The 13661-nt window shown below is 63.1% G+C and carries 12 protein-coding genes; 4 read left to right on the plus strand and 8 right to left on the minus strand.

The genetic code is table 11. The features are described from left to right. Positions 1-220 precede the first annotated feature (220 nt). Complete coding sequence (locus tag NCHOL11_RS14095; protein WP_097093187.1) at positions 221-544, minus strand: hypothetical protein; 324 nt, start codon at positions 542-544, stop codon at positions 221-223. A 142-nt stretch (positions 545-686) separates the two neighbouring features. On the opposite strand from NCHOL11_RS14095, the gene NCHOL11_RS14100 reads away from it, so the two are divergent. After that, positions 687-1268 (plus strand): DNA-3-methyladenine glycosylase, encoded by a 582-nt coding sequence (locus NCHOL11_RS14100; RefSeq protein ID WP_255254847.1) that lies wholly within the window; start codon positions 687-689, stop codon positions 1266-1268. Between the two features lie 6 nt (positions 1269-1274). Here the strand turns inward: NCHOL11_RS14100 and NCHOL11_RS14105 are convergent, their stop codons facing one another. From NCHOL11_RS14105 to NCHOL11_RS14125, 5 genes are all read right to left on the minus strand, one after another. Further along, positions 1275-1469 (minus strand): hypothetical protein, encoded by a 195-nt coding sequence (locus tag NCHOL11_RS14105; protein WP_097093189.1) that lies wholly within the window; start codon positions 1467-1469, stop codon positions 1275-1277. A 46-nt stretch (positions 1470-1515) separates the two neighbouring features. Continuing rightward, positions 1516-4674 carry a DEAD/DEAH box helicase gene (locus NCHOL11_RS14110; protein WP_097093190.1) on the minus strand — a complete coding sequence of 1053 codons (3159 nt, stop codon included), beginning with the start codon at positions 4672-4674 and terminating at the stop codon, positions 1516-1518. Beyond that, complete coding sequence (locus tag NCHOL11_RS14115) at positions 4671-5228, minus strand: PRC-barrel domain-containing protein (RefSeq protein WP_097093191.1); 558 nt, start codon at positions 5226-5228, stop codon at positions 4671-4673. The genes NCHOL11_RS14110 and NCHOL11_RS14115 overlap by 4 nt, the downstream gene beginning before the upstream one ends. 189 nt (positions 5229-5417) lie before the next feature. Next, positions 5418-5831: a GlcG/HbpS family heme-binding protein gene (locus NCHOL11_RS14120; protein WP_097093192.1), complete on the minus strand. Its 414-nt coding sequence runs from the start codon at positions 5829-5831 to the stop codon at positions 5418-5420. Positions 5832-5911: 80 nt separating this feature from the next. Continuing rightward, entirely contained in the window at positions 5912-7495 is a 1584-nt protein-coding gene (locus NCHOL11_RS14125) for a hypothetical protein (protein WP_097093193.1), read from the minus strand. 181 nt (positions 7496-7676) lie between these two features. On the opposite strand from NCHOL11_RS14125, the gene NCHOL11_RS14130 reads away from it, so the two are divergent. Together NCHOL11_RS14130 and NCHOL11_RS14135 are read left to right on the plus strand one after the other, a co-directional pair. Then, the gene (locus tag NCHOL11_RS14130; RefSeq protein WP_097093194.1) at positions 7677-9287 is read left to right on the plus strand and encodes a PAS domain S-box protein; all 1611 of its coding nucleotides are present in this window, start codon (positions 7677-7679) and stop codon (positions 9285-9287) included. 36 nt (positions 9288-9323) lie between these two features. Further along, positions 9324-9719, plus strand: a complete 396-nt coding sequence (locus tag NCHOL11_RS14135) for a polyketide cyclase (RefSeq protein ID WP_097093195.1) — start codon at positions 9324-9326, stop codon at positions 9717-9719. A gap of 14 nt (positions 9720-9733) precedes the next feature. Here NCHOL11_RS14135 and NCHOL11_RS14140 read toward each other — a convergent pair whose 3' ends face one another. Both NCHOL11_RS14140 and NCHOL11_RS14145 read right to left on the minus strand, forming a co-directional pair. Beyond that, positions 9734-10273 (minus strand): pseudouridine synthase, encoded by a 540-nt coding sequence (locus tag NCHOL11_RS14140; RefSeq protein WP_176502290.1) that lies wholly within the window; start codon positions 10271-10273, stop codon positions 9734-9736. 4 nt (positions 10274-10277) lie between these two features. Then, on the minus strand, positions 10278-11426 hold the full coding sequence (locus NCHOL11_RS14145; RefSeq protein WP_097093197.1) for a cupin domain-containing protein: 1149 nt from the start codon (positions 11424-11426) through the stop codon (positions 10278-10280). 121 nt (positions 11427-11547) lie between these two features. On the opposite strand from NCHOL11_RS14145, the gene NCHOL11_RS14150 reads away from it, so the two are divergent. Further along, on the plus strand, positions 11548-13605 hold the full coding sequence (locus NCHOL11_RS14150) for a TonB-dependent siderophore receptor (protein ID WP_176502291.1): 2058 nt from the start codon (positions 11548-11550) through the stop codon (positions 13603-13605). The last annotated feature ends 56 nt before the right edge of the window (positions 13606-13661 follow it).

Raw genomic sequence — 13661 nt, forward strand, 5'->3', positions numbered from 1 at the left:
CGGCAGCATCTGCCTGTCGAAACGCCGGGGCGGGCCATGGTTTCCCTCGATTGGCAGGGAAGCGGTCGCGGCTCTCATCCGAGCGGGTCAGCGTCGAGCTCAGGTAAAGCTTGGCTGCCCACTCTCCACCCCGTCATCCCGGCGCAGGCCGGGATCTCAGGCCGCTTTTTCAGGACCGCCGACTAGCTTCCAAAAAGATAGCCGGACCCACCGGCGCGCCTCAATTATCGCAATATTCCCAGCGCCCCGCATTGCAGGCAGCAACCGCGCGCCGCCAGGACGCCATCTTGCGCTCATAGTCCGCGCGCGCATCGGCATAGCCCGAACCACCGCTCTGCGCGCGGCGATAGCCCCGCATGATCCGTGCATCGCGGTCCCGGACATAGGCGAGCTGCTGCTGGTTCATCCGCCGGATTATCGCACGGTCCCGCTCGCGCGCCGCCGCACTGCGCATCGTCGGATCACGGGGATCATCGGCCAGCGCCACAGCCGGAAGCATCGCGGCGCCCAGCATGGCAACGCATGCGAAAATTTTGACCTTCATGGATCCTTGCCCCCTTACATTCCCTTGTCTCTGCTATTCGCGATCCGTTTCGTCCAAGGCAACGGATTTGCGACGAACGGCGGGCTGCGTCCGTAACCGGGATCGTGGGAGAGTGGCCGATGGCGGCAGGAGAGGCAGGGATTTGAACAGCTTGTCAGGCGCGAAGAGAGCCTTTCCCCCGGACTTTTTCCGTCAGGACATCGAAGCGGTAGCGCGCGGCCTGATCGGTGCGACGCTGCTGGTGAACGGCGTCGGCGGCCGCATCGTCGAAACCGAAGCCTATGACAGCGGCGACCCCGCCTCGCACAGCTTCCGGGGGCAGACGGCAGGCAATGGAGCGATGTTCGGCCCGATCGCCCACGCCTATGTCTATCGCATCTACGGCCTGCACTGGTGCCTCAATATCGTGGCCGGGCCGCCGGGCAGTGCCGTCCTCATCCGGGCGCTGGAGCCGTTGGAGGGCGTCGACCAGATGATCGTCCGGCGCGGCATCACCAATCCATTGAAGCTCTGCTCAGGCCCCGGACGCCTGTGCCAGGCGCTCTCCGTCGATGGCTCGCTGAACGGCGCCTCCTTGCACGCGCCACCTTTTGCGCTCCATCCACCGGCAGGTCCGGCGCCGATCGTCAACGGCCAACGCATCGGCATCAGCCGGGGCGTGGAAACGCCGTGGCGCTTCGGCGCAAGCGGCTCTCCATATGTGAGCCGCCCCTTTCCGGCATAGCGCCCGTCAGTCTTCGTCGGGCTCGACACCCAATGCGTCTTCTTCGTCACGGTCGAGCTGCGCATCGATCGCCTCGGCAATCAGGTCCAGCTGCTCATAGGATGCGCTCAGTTCCAGCCGTGGCCCATCCTCGGTTTCAAAGCTGATGAGATATTCCTCACCGGAGCGTGTGATTTCGAAACCGGAAATCTTGTCAGCCATGAAGGTCCTCCTGCGGGGGTCTGCCGAGCTTTTGGGGTGAGTGCCGTCAAGCGCTGGCGAGCGCCAAGGTTCCACGTGCTTCAGGCGGCGGCGCTGATCGCGCGACGGTTTCCAGCAGATCGGTAACGCAGGTGATGCGTTCCTCATCGCTTGTCTGCTGTTTCAGCAGCCAGCGCCCATCCTTTTCGGCCAATTCCGCGTCGCCCGGATCGAACGCGGCTTTGTCGCGAGGGGTGAGGGCGATCGCCGCTGGCCCTGCATCCACCCGCGCGACATGCGCCGCCCGCGCCAATATCGCGATCCTGGCGCTGGCGACCAGCGCCTCCGCCATGGGCGGCATGGGCCCGAAACGGTCGATGATCTCCTCTTCGAACCCCTGCAATTCCGTCTCATCGCTGATACGGGCCAGCCGTACGTAAAGGCCCAGCCGGATATCGTCCTCGGGTATCCATTCCGGCGGGAAAGCGCCTGCCGCGCCGATATTGACCTCCGGCAGCCACAGGCCCGGATCTTCGCCGCGCGCCTGCCGGAGCGCCGCCTCGAACAGATGCTGGTACAGGTCGACGCCGATCAGCTTCATATGCCCGGCCTGCGCATCGCTCAGCAGGTCGCCCGCGCCCCGCTGGTCGAGATCGGCGGCACTGATCTCGAACCCCGCGCCCAACTGGTCGTAGGTCGAAAGGGTGCGCAGCCGTTTCATCGTCCGTTCCGCGATGCCGGGGCCGTCCGTCACCAGCATCACCTGCCCACGCCGGTTGCCGCGCCCAACCCGGCCGCGCAGCTGGTGCAGCTGGGCCAGGCCGAAACGGTCCGCGCGCCAGACGATCATGCTGTTGGCTCTCGGCACGTCCAGCCCGGCCTCGATGATGTTGGTGGCGAGCAGTATGTCGCCCACGCCATCGGCGAAATCCACCATCGCCCGGTCGATCTCCGCCGCTGGCATCTTGCCATGGACCGTCACCAGCTTGAGCGACGGGACGATGCGCTCCAATCGCTCACACAGCGGGCCAATATCTTCGATGCGCGGCACCACGACGAAGCTTTGCCCGCCGCGTGACTTTTCGCGCAGCAGCGCCTTTCTCATCTGGTTGTCGTCCGGTTCTACCAGGCTTGTGCGGATAGGCTGGCGCCGCGCGGGCGGGGTGGCGATGATCGATATTTGCTGCAGTCCGATCATCGCGCGGTGCAGCGTGCGCGGGATCGGCGTCGCGCTCATCGCGAGCAGGTGGATGTCCGCGCGGCTGCGCAGCTTCGCCTTGTCCGCCGCGCCGAACCGCTGTTCCTCATCGATGATGACAAGGCCAAGGTTCGCATAGCGCACATCCTTGCCCATGACCGCGCCGGTGCCGATGACGATCTGCACCGATCCGTCGGCCAGGCCCGCCTTCACCGCCTTCTTCTCCGCCGCGCTCGACAGGCGGGACAGGCCGGCGACCTTGATCCCGCTGTCGGCAAAGCGCCGCTCGAACGTCTTGATATGCTGGCTGACGAGCACCGTGGTCGGCGCGGCCAGGATGACCTGATGTCCCGCCAGCGCGGCAAGCGCCGCTGCGCGCAGGGCGACCTCGGTCTTGCCATAGCCGACATCGCCGATGACCAGCCGGTCCATCGGCTTGCCCGATGCCAGGTCATCGCGCACCGCCTGGATCGCGCGCGCCTGGTCGGCGGTTTCGTTGAACGGAAAACCATGAACGAACTGCTCATATCGTGACGGATCAGGCGCGATGGCCGCCGCCTCCAACCGCGACCTCTCATCGGCCACTTCCAGCAAAATTCGCGCGCTCTCGCTAATTGCTTCATGAATTTGCGCCCGCCGCTTCTCCCAGCTTGATCCATCCAGCTTGTCCAGCCGCACCGCATCGGCATCCGCGCCATAGCGCCACATTCGCCCAGCTTCACCGACGGGCACCAATCGCCGCGCTCCATCCGCATATTCGAGCGCGATCACCTCCGAACCGGAACCGTCCGGCGCAGGCTCCAGCCCGGCGACGCGGCCAACGCCATGATCCTCATGCACGACGACATCCCCGGCCCGCACCTCTCCGCCGTTCCGCGCGAGGACATTGGAAACCGCTTCCGGCGCCTCGCCAATCAGCGCCCGGCTTCCCAGAAGATCGGCGGCCGCGATCATGACGATGCCGTCCACAACAGCGCCCCGATCGATCGGCGCGATCAGCGCCGCGCCTCCGTGCTCCGGCAGCGCTCGCGCCTCTGCAAGGCTGGCGGCCTCGGCGAGCGAGATTTTCAGCTTCCGCTCGATCCGCGGCCGCAGGAAGCGCAAGTCCCGTTCGCTGCCGACGAGCAGGAGCCGATGCCCATCCGCCAGCAGCGGGCGGGCGAAGCGCGCCATCGCGGACAAGGGCGAAGGTTGCAAGGCGAAGCGAGGAACCTCCGTCACCGGCTCATCCAATGTGACTTCTGCCCAGGACTTGGTGGTCCGCGCCCAACTATCCTCGTCAACGGCATCGTCACCTTTGGCCACTTGCGCCGCCAGCCGGACGAACCTGCGCCGCCGCTCCTCAGCCTTGGGCGACTTGACGATGGTCCCTCGGCCCAGATGAGCCAGGATGCTCACCTTCTCCGCGCATTCAGGCTCTGCCGCCCGGCCGATCTCCAGCCGCTCGCATTCCTCGGTCGTCAGCTGTGTCACCGGATCGTAGCGGCGGATGCCGCTGATCCGTCCCTCTGCTATGTCGATGCGGGCGGGTGTTCCGGCATCGGCAGGGAAAATATCGATGACATCGCCGCGCACCGCGACTTCGCCCGGCTCATCCACCCGGTCGTCGATGATGTAGCCAATCGCCTCCATTTCCGAAGCGAAACGGCCGCTGTCGATGGGATTACCTTTCGCTAAGCTTGGCGGTGCGGCGTCGTAAGCCTCTGGCGCAGCGTAAAGGCGCGCGGCGGCCTCGCCGCTCATGATCGCGGCCAGCGGTGCCCGGTCCGCATCCTCATTCAAGCGGCGCAAGCCCCGCAAGGCAGCAACGCGCTTCCCGATATTTGCTGGCGAGGCAGGTGCGTCATCCCCCGGCAACGTGTCGCTGGAAGGCAGGAAGATAACGGGCCTGTCAGGCGCCAAAGCCCCGAGCGCTGCGGCGAGCGCCTCAGCCTCCTGCTCATCGTCCGCCAGATAGAGCAGGTCTTCTTCCTGCACCAATTGCCACAATAGGAGCGCCGTTTCGCCCAAGCCGCGCGCCGCATTCATGCCGCATCGCCCTTTGGCAGTTCAGCAGGCGCGGCGGGCCAGTCCCCGTCCGCAAGAGGCGGCAGAGCCTCGAACCACGCTCTGTCTCGCTTCAGCGTGAAGCCGTCGCAGGAAAAGCGGATATCGTCTCGGGCCACGGCGCGGAGAACCTCGTTGATCCCCCCGACGCCACTGGCGCTGATGACGACATAGCTGACCTTCCCGCTTTCGCAGGTGACAAGCGCCTCCACGACCTTGCCGACTGTGTCGCCATTCGGAGCAGTGACTGGCAAACCCGCTACGCCGGTTGCGGTAAAGAGCGTAGGATAGGCGGAACGGCGGCTGGCTTGAGTGGCCGACTTGCCGCCATCCTCATAGGCGCGCTGGCGGCCGAGCCACCGCCACACGCCGACGAGGTTGACGAGCGTGAGGAAGCCGTTCGTCGCGACAAGGTTCGTCTGCCCCAACGATATACCAACGATCGACCAGGCGATCGATCCGGCGGTGAATACGACAAAGCCCCAACCCGTGACGCGCGCGCCCAGATTGGCGGCGGTCATCATCGCGGCGATCATGGTCGCAATCGGCGCGACCCACCCAGCAACATCTTCCAGAACAAGCTCCCACGATCAGCGGCATCGAACGACGCTTCAACGCGCGCCGATCCGGTTGGTGGCGGCGGACGGCAGGGCCCGAGAAAAATCTATGCTAACCTATGTGAAGGCGCGCAGCCGATCCGAGGTCAGGACCGGCTGTGGGCTCTATCAGTCTTGCGGCAGGATCGCGGCGATCCCCGCGCGCGCGATCTGCGCGTCCTGGTCCGACTTGACCCCTGACACGCCGACCGCTCCGACATAATCACCGTTGATGACGATCGGAACCGCGCCCTCCAGCATCGCAGCCATGCCGGGCGCAGACAGCATCGAAACACGCCCGCCGAGCACCAGATCTTCGTAAACCTTCGATTCCCGTCGGCCTAGCATCGACGTCGAAGCCTTGGATTCCGCCATCTTGGCCGTGCTCGCCGCCGCGCCATCCAGGCGGAGAAGCCCCAGCAGATGCGCGCCGTCATCGACCACCGCGATCGTGACTGCCCAGCCATTCGCCAGCGCCTCGGCCTCGGCTGCGGCGAGGATCGCCTTTACATCGCTTGCTTCCAGACAGTGCTTCGTCTTCATCCTGTTCATATCCGCTGTTGAAGGCGCCGGGGCGCTTGATGGAGCAGGCGCCTTATCACCCGCCGCCCATCTTGCCAGCATTATAGCGGGGCAGGCTGTTCTATGGCGGGTTGATCCGATTGCACGGGGATCGTCAGCAATTCGGGTTTGTCCGTGCCGAAGGACTGAATGGCGATCACAGCGTCGCCAGCTGCCGCTAGTTCAGCCAGGGGCATGTCGACCGCGATCATGTCGGCACCCGGCGCCTGCCATTTCACGCCGATGCTCCGTCCCCCCGGCAGCTGGACGGAGACATTCTTGACGCAGGCAGTGGTAGGTCCGCTCACCAGCAGCTTGCCGTTCTTTCCGGCGATCAGTTGCTGGCCAGCCACGGCCTGCAAGCTGCCCGCCTGTGGAAATTGCAGCGCGAACTCCGGCCCTTCGAATGCGTCAAAGCCCCAATGTCCGTGCAAGCGCCCCGTCATCGGCCCGCTCATCTTTTTGGGTTCGAAGGGAGTCCCGAATATGTAGCCGCCCTTGTCCGCCCGCGCGACGACGGGTGCTTCGACGCTGCGGCCATCCTTGCCGGTCAGCCTCAGGGTCATGTCATGAGCATAGTCGGTGGCGAAGATAAGCGGCGCTCCATCGACTCCCAGCACCACGCCGGGCCGAGATCCGCATATCGGCGCATCACTGCTGCGGCGTAGCGGCGGGGGGACATTCTTTTCGATCGCCGGTAGTGCCGCAACCAGCACGGACTTCGGTTTGCGGAAGGAGGGGGCGCTGTTCAGCAGCAGCGACAGGGACTTGCCGTTCGCGATCCCGAGCGCTGGCAGATAGTTGAATTCCGGATTGTTGAACGCGCCGAAGATGCGGGCAAGGTCGCGCACGACGCCGATATAGGGGCTGTAGAAACCATAGCCCGCTTCCCGCGTGGCGCTCAGCTGCAGGGCAAGATCGGTGGGAGCGCCGATGATGGTCTCCGTCAACGAGTTGCTGTGAATGTCGCCCAGCACAAGGCTGTCGCGGTTTTCGACCAGGCAAGCCGCCTGAAACTCGACGATCTTCGCGAGGCAATCCGGATTGAGCTTCACGGCGAGGCTGGAGGACAGGACCGGCGCCACATTCCTCAGATATTCGGGGTGGCTGTTTTCCTGTGACCGGATACCCAGGATGAAGGCGTTGAGCCGGGTGCGGTCCAGTGACGCCTTGTTGATGTCCTGAGTGACGCGAACAAATTCACCAGGGCGGCCGCGGATGGCATCGCTGATGGTGCTGAGGTCGCCGCCCGTGTCGGGAACCATGAACAGCACCAGCTGGCGAGCATGATCGGGTACGGTCAGCTTCAGGTTCCGTTTCCGCTCATTCTGCTCCCATGTTTCCGCGCTTGAAATCCATTTCTTCGGCGGCGGATTGATGGCGCCGCGCAGGAAAGCCGATATCAACCGGTAGCGGACTGATTGATCCTCAGGCAGGTTCGCGTCGATCCTGACGATGTCTCCGGTTGCAAGTGCGGGCACCTGGCCGATTGGCAAAGTCCGTCCCGCCCGCGTGACCGTGACGGACAGTTCCGGTCCGGGCAGGTCGAACGGCGCCGGGTCCGCCGCCGCGGCGACAACGGGAACCATGGCTGTAGTCAGCGCAAGAATGCAGATGCGCGTCGAACGAATCCAGCGATAGGTCATGTCTTCTTCCCTGCGCGGGAGAGCCGAACCGTCAAGAGAAACCGAGGAAATTTTTGCTCACGAAGCTCTGGAGGGAGGCAGAATGTGCGTCGCGCGCGTTGGAGTGCCTGCGACGCTGAGCCACTACCTTGGGTTACAGAAGTTGCCGATTGCCGCAGCTGCGACAATGTTGATATGATGGATGACGCATTTGGTTGATGAGAATATGTCTTCGGACGCTGCTGTAGTATTTCAGCATTTCTTCGAATTGTCCGTGGACATGCTCGCTACCGCTTCGTCCGACGACGGGACGTGGCGCAGCGTCAATCCGGCTTTTGAGCGTATCTTGGGGTGGAGCAAATCCGATCTGATCGGTCACCTTATTGCACCGTTGGTACATCCTGACGATCTGGAGCGAACACAGGCAGCAAGCGCTGACCTTGATCGCGGGGCTTCGTTGTTCGAATTTGAGCATCGGCTTCGGTGCAAGGATGGCAGCTACCGTTGGATTTCGTGGCACGCCGCGGTCCGGGAAGCGGACGGTCTCGCCTATTGCATCGGCCGCGATGTCACCGCGCGCCGCGCAGCCGAGGAGCGGCAGGCATTTTTGCTGAACCTTAGCGAAGGGCTGCGCGACCTGGCAGAGCCGGTTGAGGTTCAGGAATTCGCCCAGCGGTTGCTTGGCGAATATCTGGGCGCGGCGCGCGTGGGCTATGCCGAGGATGTCGGCGATGGCGTGCCCGCCCAAATCTCCATTATCGAGGAAACGGCCCAGCGGACGCTCATTGCCGTGGAGCGTGCCCGGGCGGAGACTGCCTTGAGGAGAAGCGAGCTAAAATATCGTGATCTCTTCAATTCGATGGATGAGGGCTATTGCATCATCCAGATCCTGTACGAAGCGGGCCGCCCGGTCGATTGGCGCTTCCTGGAAGTAAATCCGGCGTTCGAAAAGCATAACGGGCTTGGCAATGCCGTGGGCCGGACCATGCGGGAACTGCAACCGGCGATCGAACCCAAATGGGTCGATATCTACGCGCATGTCGCGGAGACGGGCGAAAGCCTCCGGTTCGAGGAAGACTCGCAGGCACTTAATGGGCGGACGTTCAATCTCTTCGCCTTTCAGGTGGGCAACCCCGACGACAAGACCGTCGCCGTGCTATTCCAGGACATCACCGAACAGCGCCGGAGCGAGAAGGAGCTGCGCGAAAGCGAGGACCGCCTGCGTGTGCTGGTCGCTGAACTCCAGCATCGGGTTCGCAACATGCTGACGGTCGTCCGCTCGATGTTCGCGAGCACTGCGGAGACGAGCGAGAATATCGATCATCTGGTCGATCATTTCGTCGGACGGCTGGACGCGCTTGCGCGTACGCAGGTGATCGTCACAAGCAGTGTCGATCAGACGGTGGACCTGGAAAATCTCATCAGGGACGAACTGCTGAGCGTCGGCGTCCACGATGGTCCGGCGGTCGAGATCGAGGGTCCGGATGTGGCCCTGAGTTCCAAGATCGGTGAGACATTGGGATTGGCATTTCACGAACTCACGACCAACGCGCTGAAATATGGAGCGCTGAAGGCTCCGAACGGGCGCCTGAATATCTCCTGGCACGTCGAAATGGATGATGGGGGGGCACCCAAGCTTCACCTGTGCTGGGCTGAAAGAGGCGTGCCCGCAATCTCCGTCAATCCTTCGCGTCAGGGATTTGGCCGCGAGTTGATCGAGGACGCGCTTGCCTATCGTCTGGGCGCTGAAACCAGGCTGGAGTTCCGCTCAGGCGGTGTGCGCTGGTCCATTTCTCTTCCTTTGGCAGGGTAGGCAGTATAGGGCGCCACTCTGTTACAGGAGACCATCGTGCTACCCGCCAGAACGTTCAGCGTGTCGATAAATCAGGAATGGCGCGCGCTCTATGAGAAGATCTGGCGACCGGAGTTTTTCCCCGAGTGGGCCTCTGGCCTGGCGGAATCGGCGCTGCGCCAGGATGGGGACAGCTGGTTGGCCGATGGCGCGGAGGGGCCTGTGCGCATCCGCTTCACCCCTCACAACGACCTTGGGGTCATGGACCATTATGTGGATTTGGGTGGCGGTGAAGAGGTTCATGTCCCCTTGCGCGTCGTGCAGAATGGCGAAGGCGCGGAAGTCATGCTGACGCTCTTTCGCCAGCCCGGTATGGATGACGAGCGATTTGCCGCCGACATCAAATGGGTCAACCGTGATCTCAAAAGCTTGAAGAGGCTGGTGGAGGCCTGATCAGGGCGGGCGCATCAGGCCTCGCGCCATTCGCCCTGCGCAATGCCATCCAACGTCCAATCGCCGATCTGCCATCGCACGAGGCGCAGTGTTGGATGCCCGACCGCGGCCGTCATCCGACGAACTTGTCGATTCCGGCCCTCCCGGATCGTGATGCGGAGCCAGCAATCGGGCACGCTCTTGCGGTAGCGGACCGGCGGATCGCGTGGCCATAGGTCTGGCGTATCGATCCGCTCGACCTCAGCAGGCAGGGTGAGCCCGTCCTTCAGCTTTACGCCCCGCCTTAACGGTTCAAGTGCCGCATCGGAAGGGTCGCCTTCGACCTGCACCAGATAGGTCTTGGGCATCTTGAAGCGCGGATTGGCGATCCGCGCCTGCAATCGCCCGTCATCGGTCAGCAGCAACAAGCCTTCGCTGTCGAGGTCGAGCCGCCCGGCAGGATAGACGCCCGGCCTGTCGATGAAGCTTGCAAGCGTCGGACGCGGCGGACCCGTGCTGTCATCCGTGAACTGGCAGAGCACGCCATAGGGCTTGTTGAAGAGGATCAGCGTCACAGGATCAATCCTCCTCATCGAAGGCGAGGCTGCCCTGGTCGATCAGTGTCTTGATAAGGGCGACCGCTCCGGCGGCTTGAGCAAGCTTTGGATTTGGCGCGACGGTGGAGACGGAGCATAGCCTTTCCGCGAGAGACGCGGTGTCTTCGCCGCAATCGAAGCAATGACCATCGACGAACAGCAGGATGGAGGGCCCTTGCCGGATGAAGGCGTAACGGCTTGCCGGATTGCGGCTGAGCGTGGCGCCTTGGGCCAGCAGCGCCTGCACTTCATCGGGAGCGATTGGTTCTTCAGGCCGCCAGTCGGCGTCGGCATATTTGGGCAGGCTGTTGTGAAGCCCGAACCAGCGGGCGAAGGCGTCGCGATCGCTCAGCGCTTCCATCACCATCGCATGCATCCGGTCGAGGGCCGCGTTGCTTATCTCCCCGCGGTTGGACTGGAGGATGAGGTCGGGATCGGCATAACGATCTTCCTCCGTCATGCCATCGGCCTGATGAGCGCTCCAGCCTTCGACGAGGTCGGCGCGGGAAGGGGCGCGAAAGCCGATAGAATAGGTCATGCAGTCATCGCCAATAGCGACGCCGTCATGCGCGAAGCCGGGAGGCACGTAGAGCATGTCGCCGGGCTCCAAAATCCATTCTTCCGCGGCCTTGAAATCCGCGATGAGGCGCAAGTCGTCATGGGGAAGCAAAGGCGTCGAAGCATCGCAGCGCGGGCCGACACGCCAGCGCCGCCGGCCGAGGCCCTGGATCAGGAAGACGTCATATTGATCATAATGAGGGCCGACGCCGCCGCCGTCAGTGGCGTAGCTCACCATGACATCGTCGATGCGCCAGCCGGGTATGAAGCGGAAGGGTTCGACCAGTGCCGCGACATCGGGGACATGATGGTCCACAGCCTGCACCAGCAATGTCCAGGGGCTGGTTCCCAGCTCGCGAAATCTGGCTTCCGGCAAGGGGCCGCTTTCCACCGTCAATTTACCGGCTGGTCCGGTGATCAGGCGCGATTCTATGCCTTCTTCGCAGGCGAGGCCGGCGAGTTCGTCCGGGTCGAGCGGGTTGTGCCAATTGTCCCACGGATTGCGGATGAGGAGGGGGCGTTTTTGCCAGAAGTCGTGAAGGAAATCGTCAATTGAAAAGATTTTGAGATGCATGGGGTGCACATGGGGGGATTGGGGGCGGGTGTCAAAAGCCACTTTGGCAATCCGTGCTATTGAAAATCGGTCGCAATGTCATTAGCAGCGCCCGCAACGAGCGATCCCTGGGGGAACAGACATGACGAATCACACCATCCTGAAGCTGAGCGTGGCGCTGTCCGCCCTGGCTCTGACTTGTCCTGCCATGGCAGAGGACGCGGCGCCCGCCGCCGGTGAGGCGAGTGCGAGCGAACAGGGCATCATCGTAACGGCCCGCGCGGGGACGAAGACCGAGACGCCGCCCCTGGAAGTGCCGCAGCCAGTCACGGTGATCAGCGAGCGCACCTATTTGTCGCAAGGCGCGATCAGCATCAGCGATACGGTCAAATATGCCGCGGGCGTTACCGCCAACGCCTATGGCCGCGACACGCGCGTCGACAATTTCGTCATCCGCGGGATCGACGCGCTGCAGTTCCGCGACGGCATGCGCGACATTTTCAGCTATTATGCCAGCATCACGTCCGACCCCTATAATTTCTCGCAAGTCGAGATCGTGCGCGGCCCGGCGTCGGTGCTGTTCGGACAAGGATCGATCGGCGGCCTCGTCAATCTGGTTTCCAAGACGCCGACCTTCCAGACCGGCGGCGAAGCGTCGATCGTCTATGGCAGCTATGACCGCAAGGAAGCCATGGGCGACGTCAATGTGGCACTGTCCGATACGCTGGCGGTGCGCGCGGTCGGCAGGGTGCGCGACGCGGACACCTATGTCGATCATGTGCGGGACGACCGGGTGATGTTCGCCCCGTCCGTCCGCTGGCAGCCGACGCCGGACACCGATCTGGTGCTGCAGGGGCTGTACCAGAAGGACAAGAGCGGATCGACGTCGCAGTTCCTGCCCGTCGTCGGCACCTTCCGGCCAAACCCGAACAACGGTGAGAGGCTGGACCCATTCCTCTTTGTCGGGAAGCCGGGGTGGGATCGCTATGATGGGCGCACGCTGCAGGGTGGTGGATCGCTTACCCAGCGTTTCGGCGACAATGTGCAGTTGAACGTCAAGGCGCGGTATATCGACAGCGACGTGACCTATTTCACCCACTACGCCGATAGCTATACCAATCCGACTAATCCTTATCTGGACCCCGCTGGCCGCACCATGACGCTGCTCAGCGACGGCAGCTATGCGCGGATGAACGTATTCTCCACCGACAACAACCTGTTGTTCAACTTCAATACCGGTGCGGATATCGAGCATAAGCTGCTCGTGGGCCTGGATTACAGCTGGAACAAGGTCAGCAAGCGGGCCGGCGGCGGGTCCGATATCATTGATATTTACGATATCGACTATGATGCCTTGACCATCCCGGCCATCTCCCCGGATTGGGCCGCGGTGTCACAAAAGCAGCTTGGCATTTATGTGCAGGACCAGATCCGCTTTTGGGACCGCGTCTCGGTGGTTCTGGGCGCGCGGCGCGACCGGGTGACGACTTCGGGAACGGCGGTCAAGGACAAGGCGACCACCTTCCGTGCGGGCATCATCGGCGAATTGGGTGCGGGCTTCTCGCCCTTCTTCAGCTATACCGAAAGCTTCCTGCCGATCGCGATGACGGTCGATGGCGGCAGCCCGGCCCGGCCGCAGCGCGGGACGCAATATGAGGTTGGCTTCAAGTGGCAGCCGGAACGCAACACGCTGATCACGGTGACGGGTTTCCATATCAAGGAAATCAACCGCATCATCTATGGCTCGGCTGGCTCCATCACGCAGTCCGGGGAGATCACCAGCAAGGGCATCGAGATCGAAGCAAGCCATCAGCTGCCCGGCAATTTCGAACTGCTGGCCAATTACGGCTATAACAAGCTGGTGTCGCACGATACGGCGACCTTCGATTATCTGCCGCGTCATACGGCGTCCTTGTGGACGACGAAGACGTTCGGCCTGGAAGATGGCGCGCAGCTGCGGCTGGGCGCGGGCGTCAACTATACCGGCAAGCGGACCTCCATCGGCTCGGCCTGGACGCTGGTGACGCCGAGCTACACCTTGGTCGATGCTCTGGCGGAAATCAGCTGGAAGGATTGGCGCTTTGCGGTCAATGCCACCAACCTGCTGAACAAGCAGTATTTCGCGTCCTGCCTGGCGCGCGGTGATTGTTTCGTGGGCGCGCCGCGCAATGTGATGGGGACGGTCAGTTATCGGTTCTAATCTCGCCTGTTCCCCTCCCGCTTGCGGGAGGGGTTAGGGGTGGGGCGAGCGGTAGC

Origin of the sequence: Novosphingobium sp. Chol11 (assembly GCF_900218065.1) — a bacterium.
In the GTDB taxonomy this organism is placed as follows: domain Bacteria; phylum Pseudomonadota; class Alphaproteobacteria; order Sphingomonadales; family Sphingomonadaceae; genus Sphingobium; species Sphingobium agri.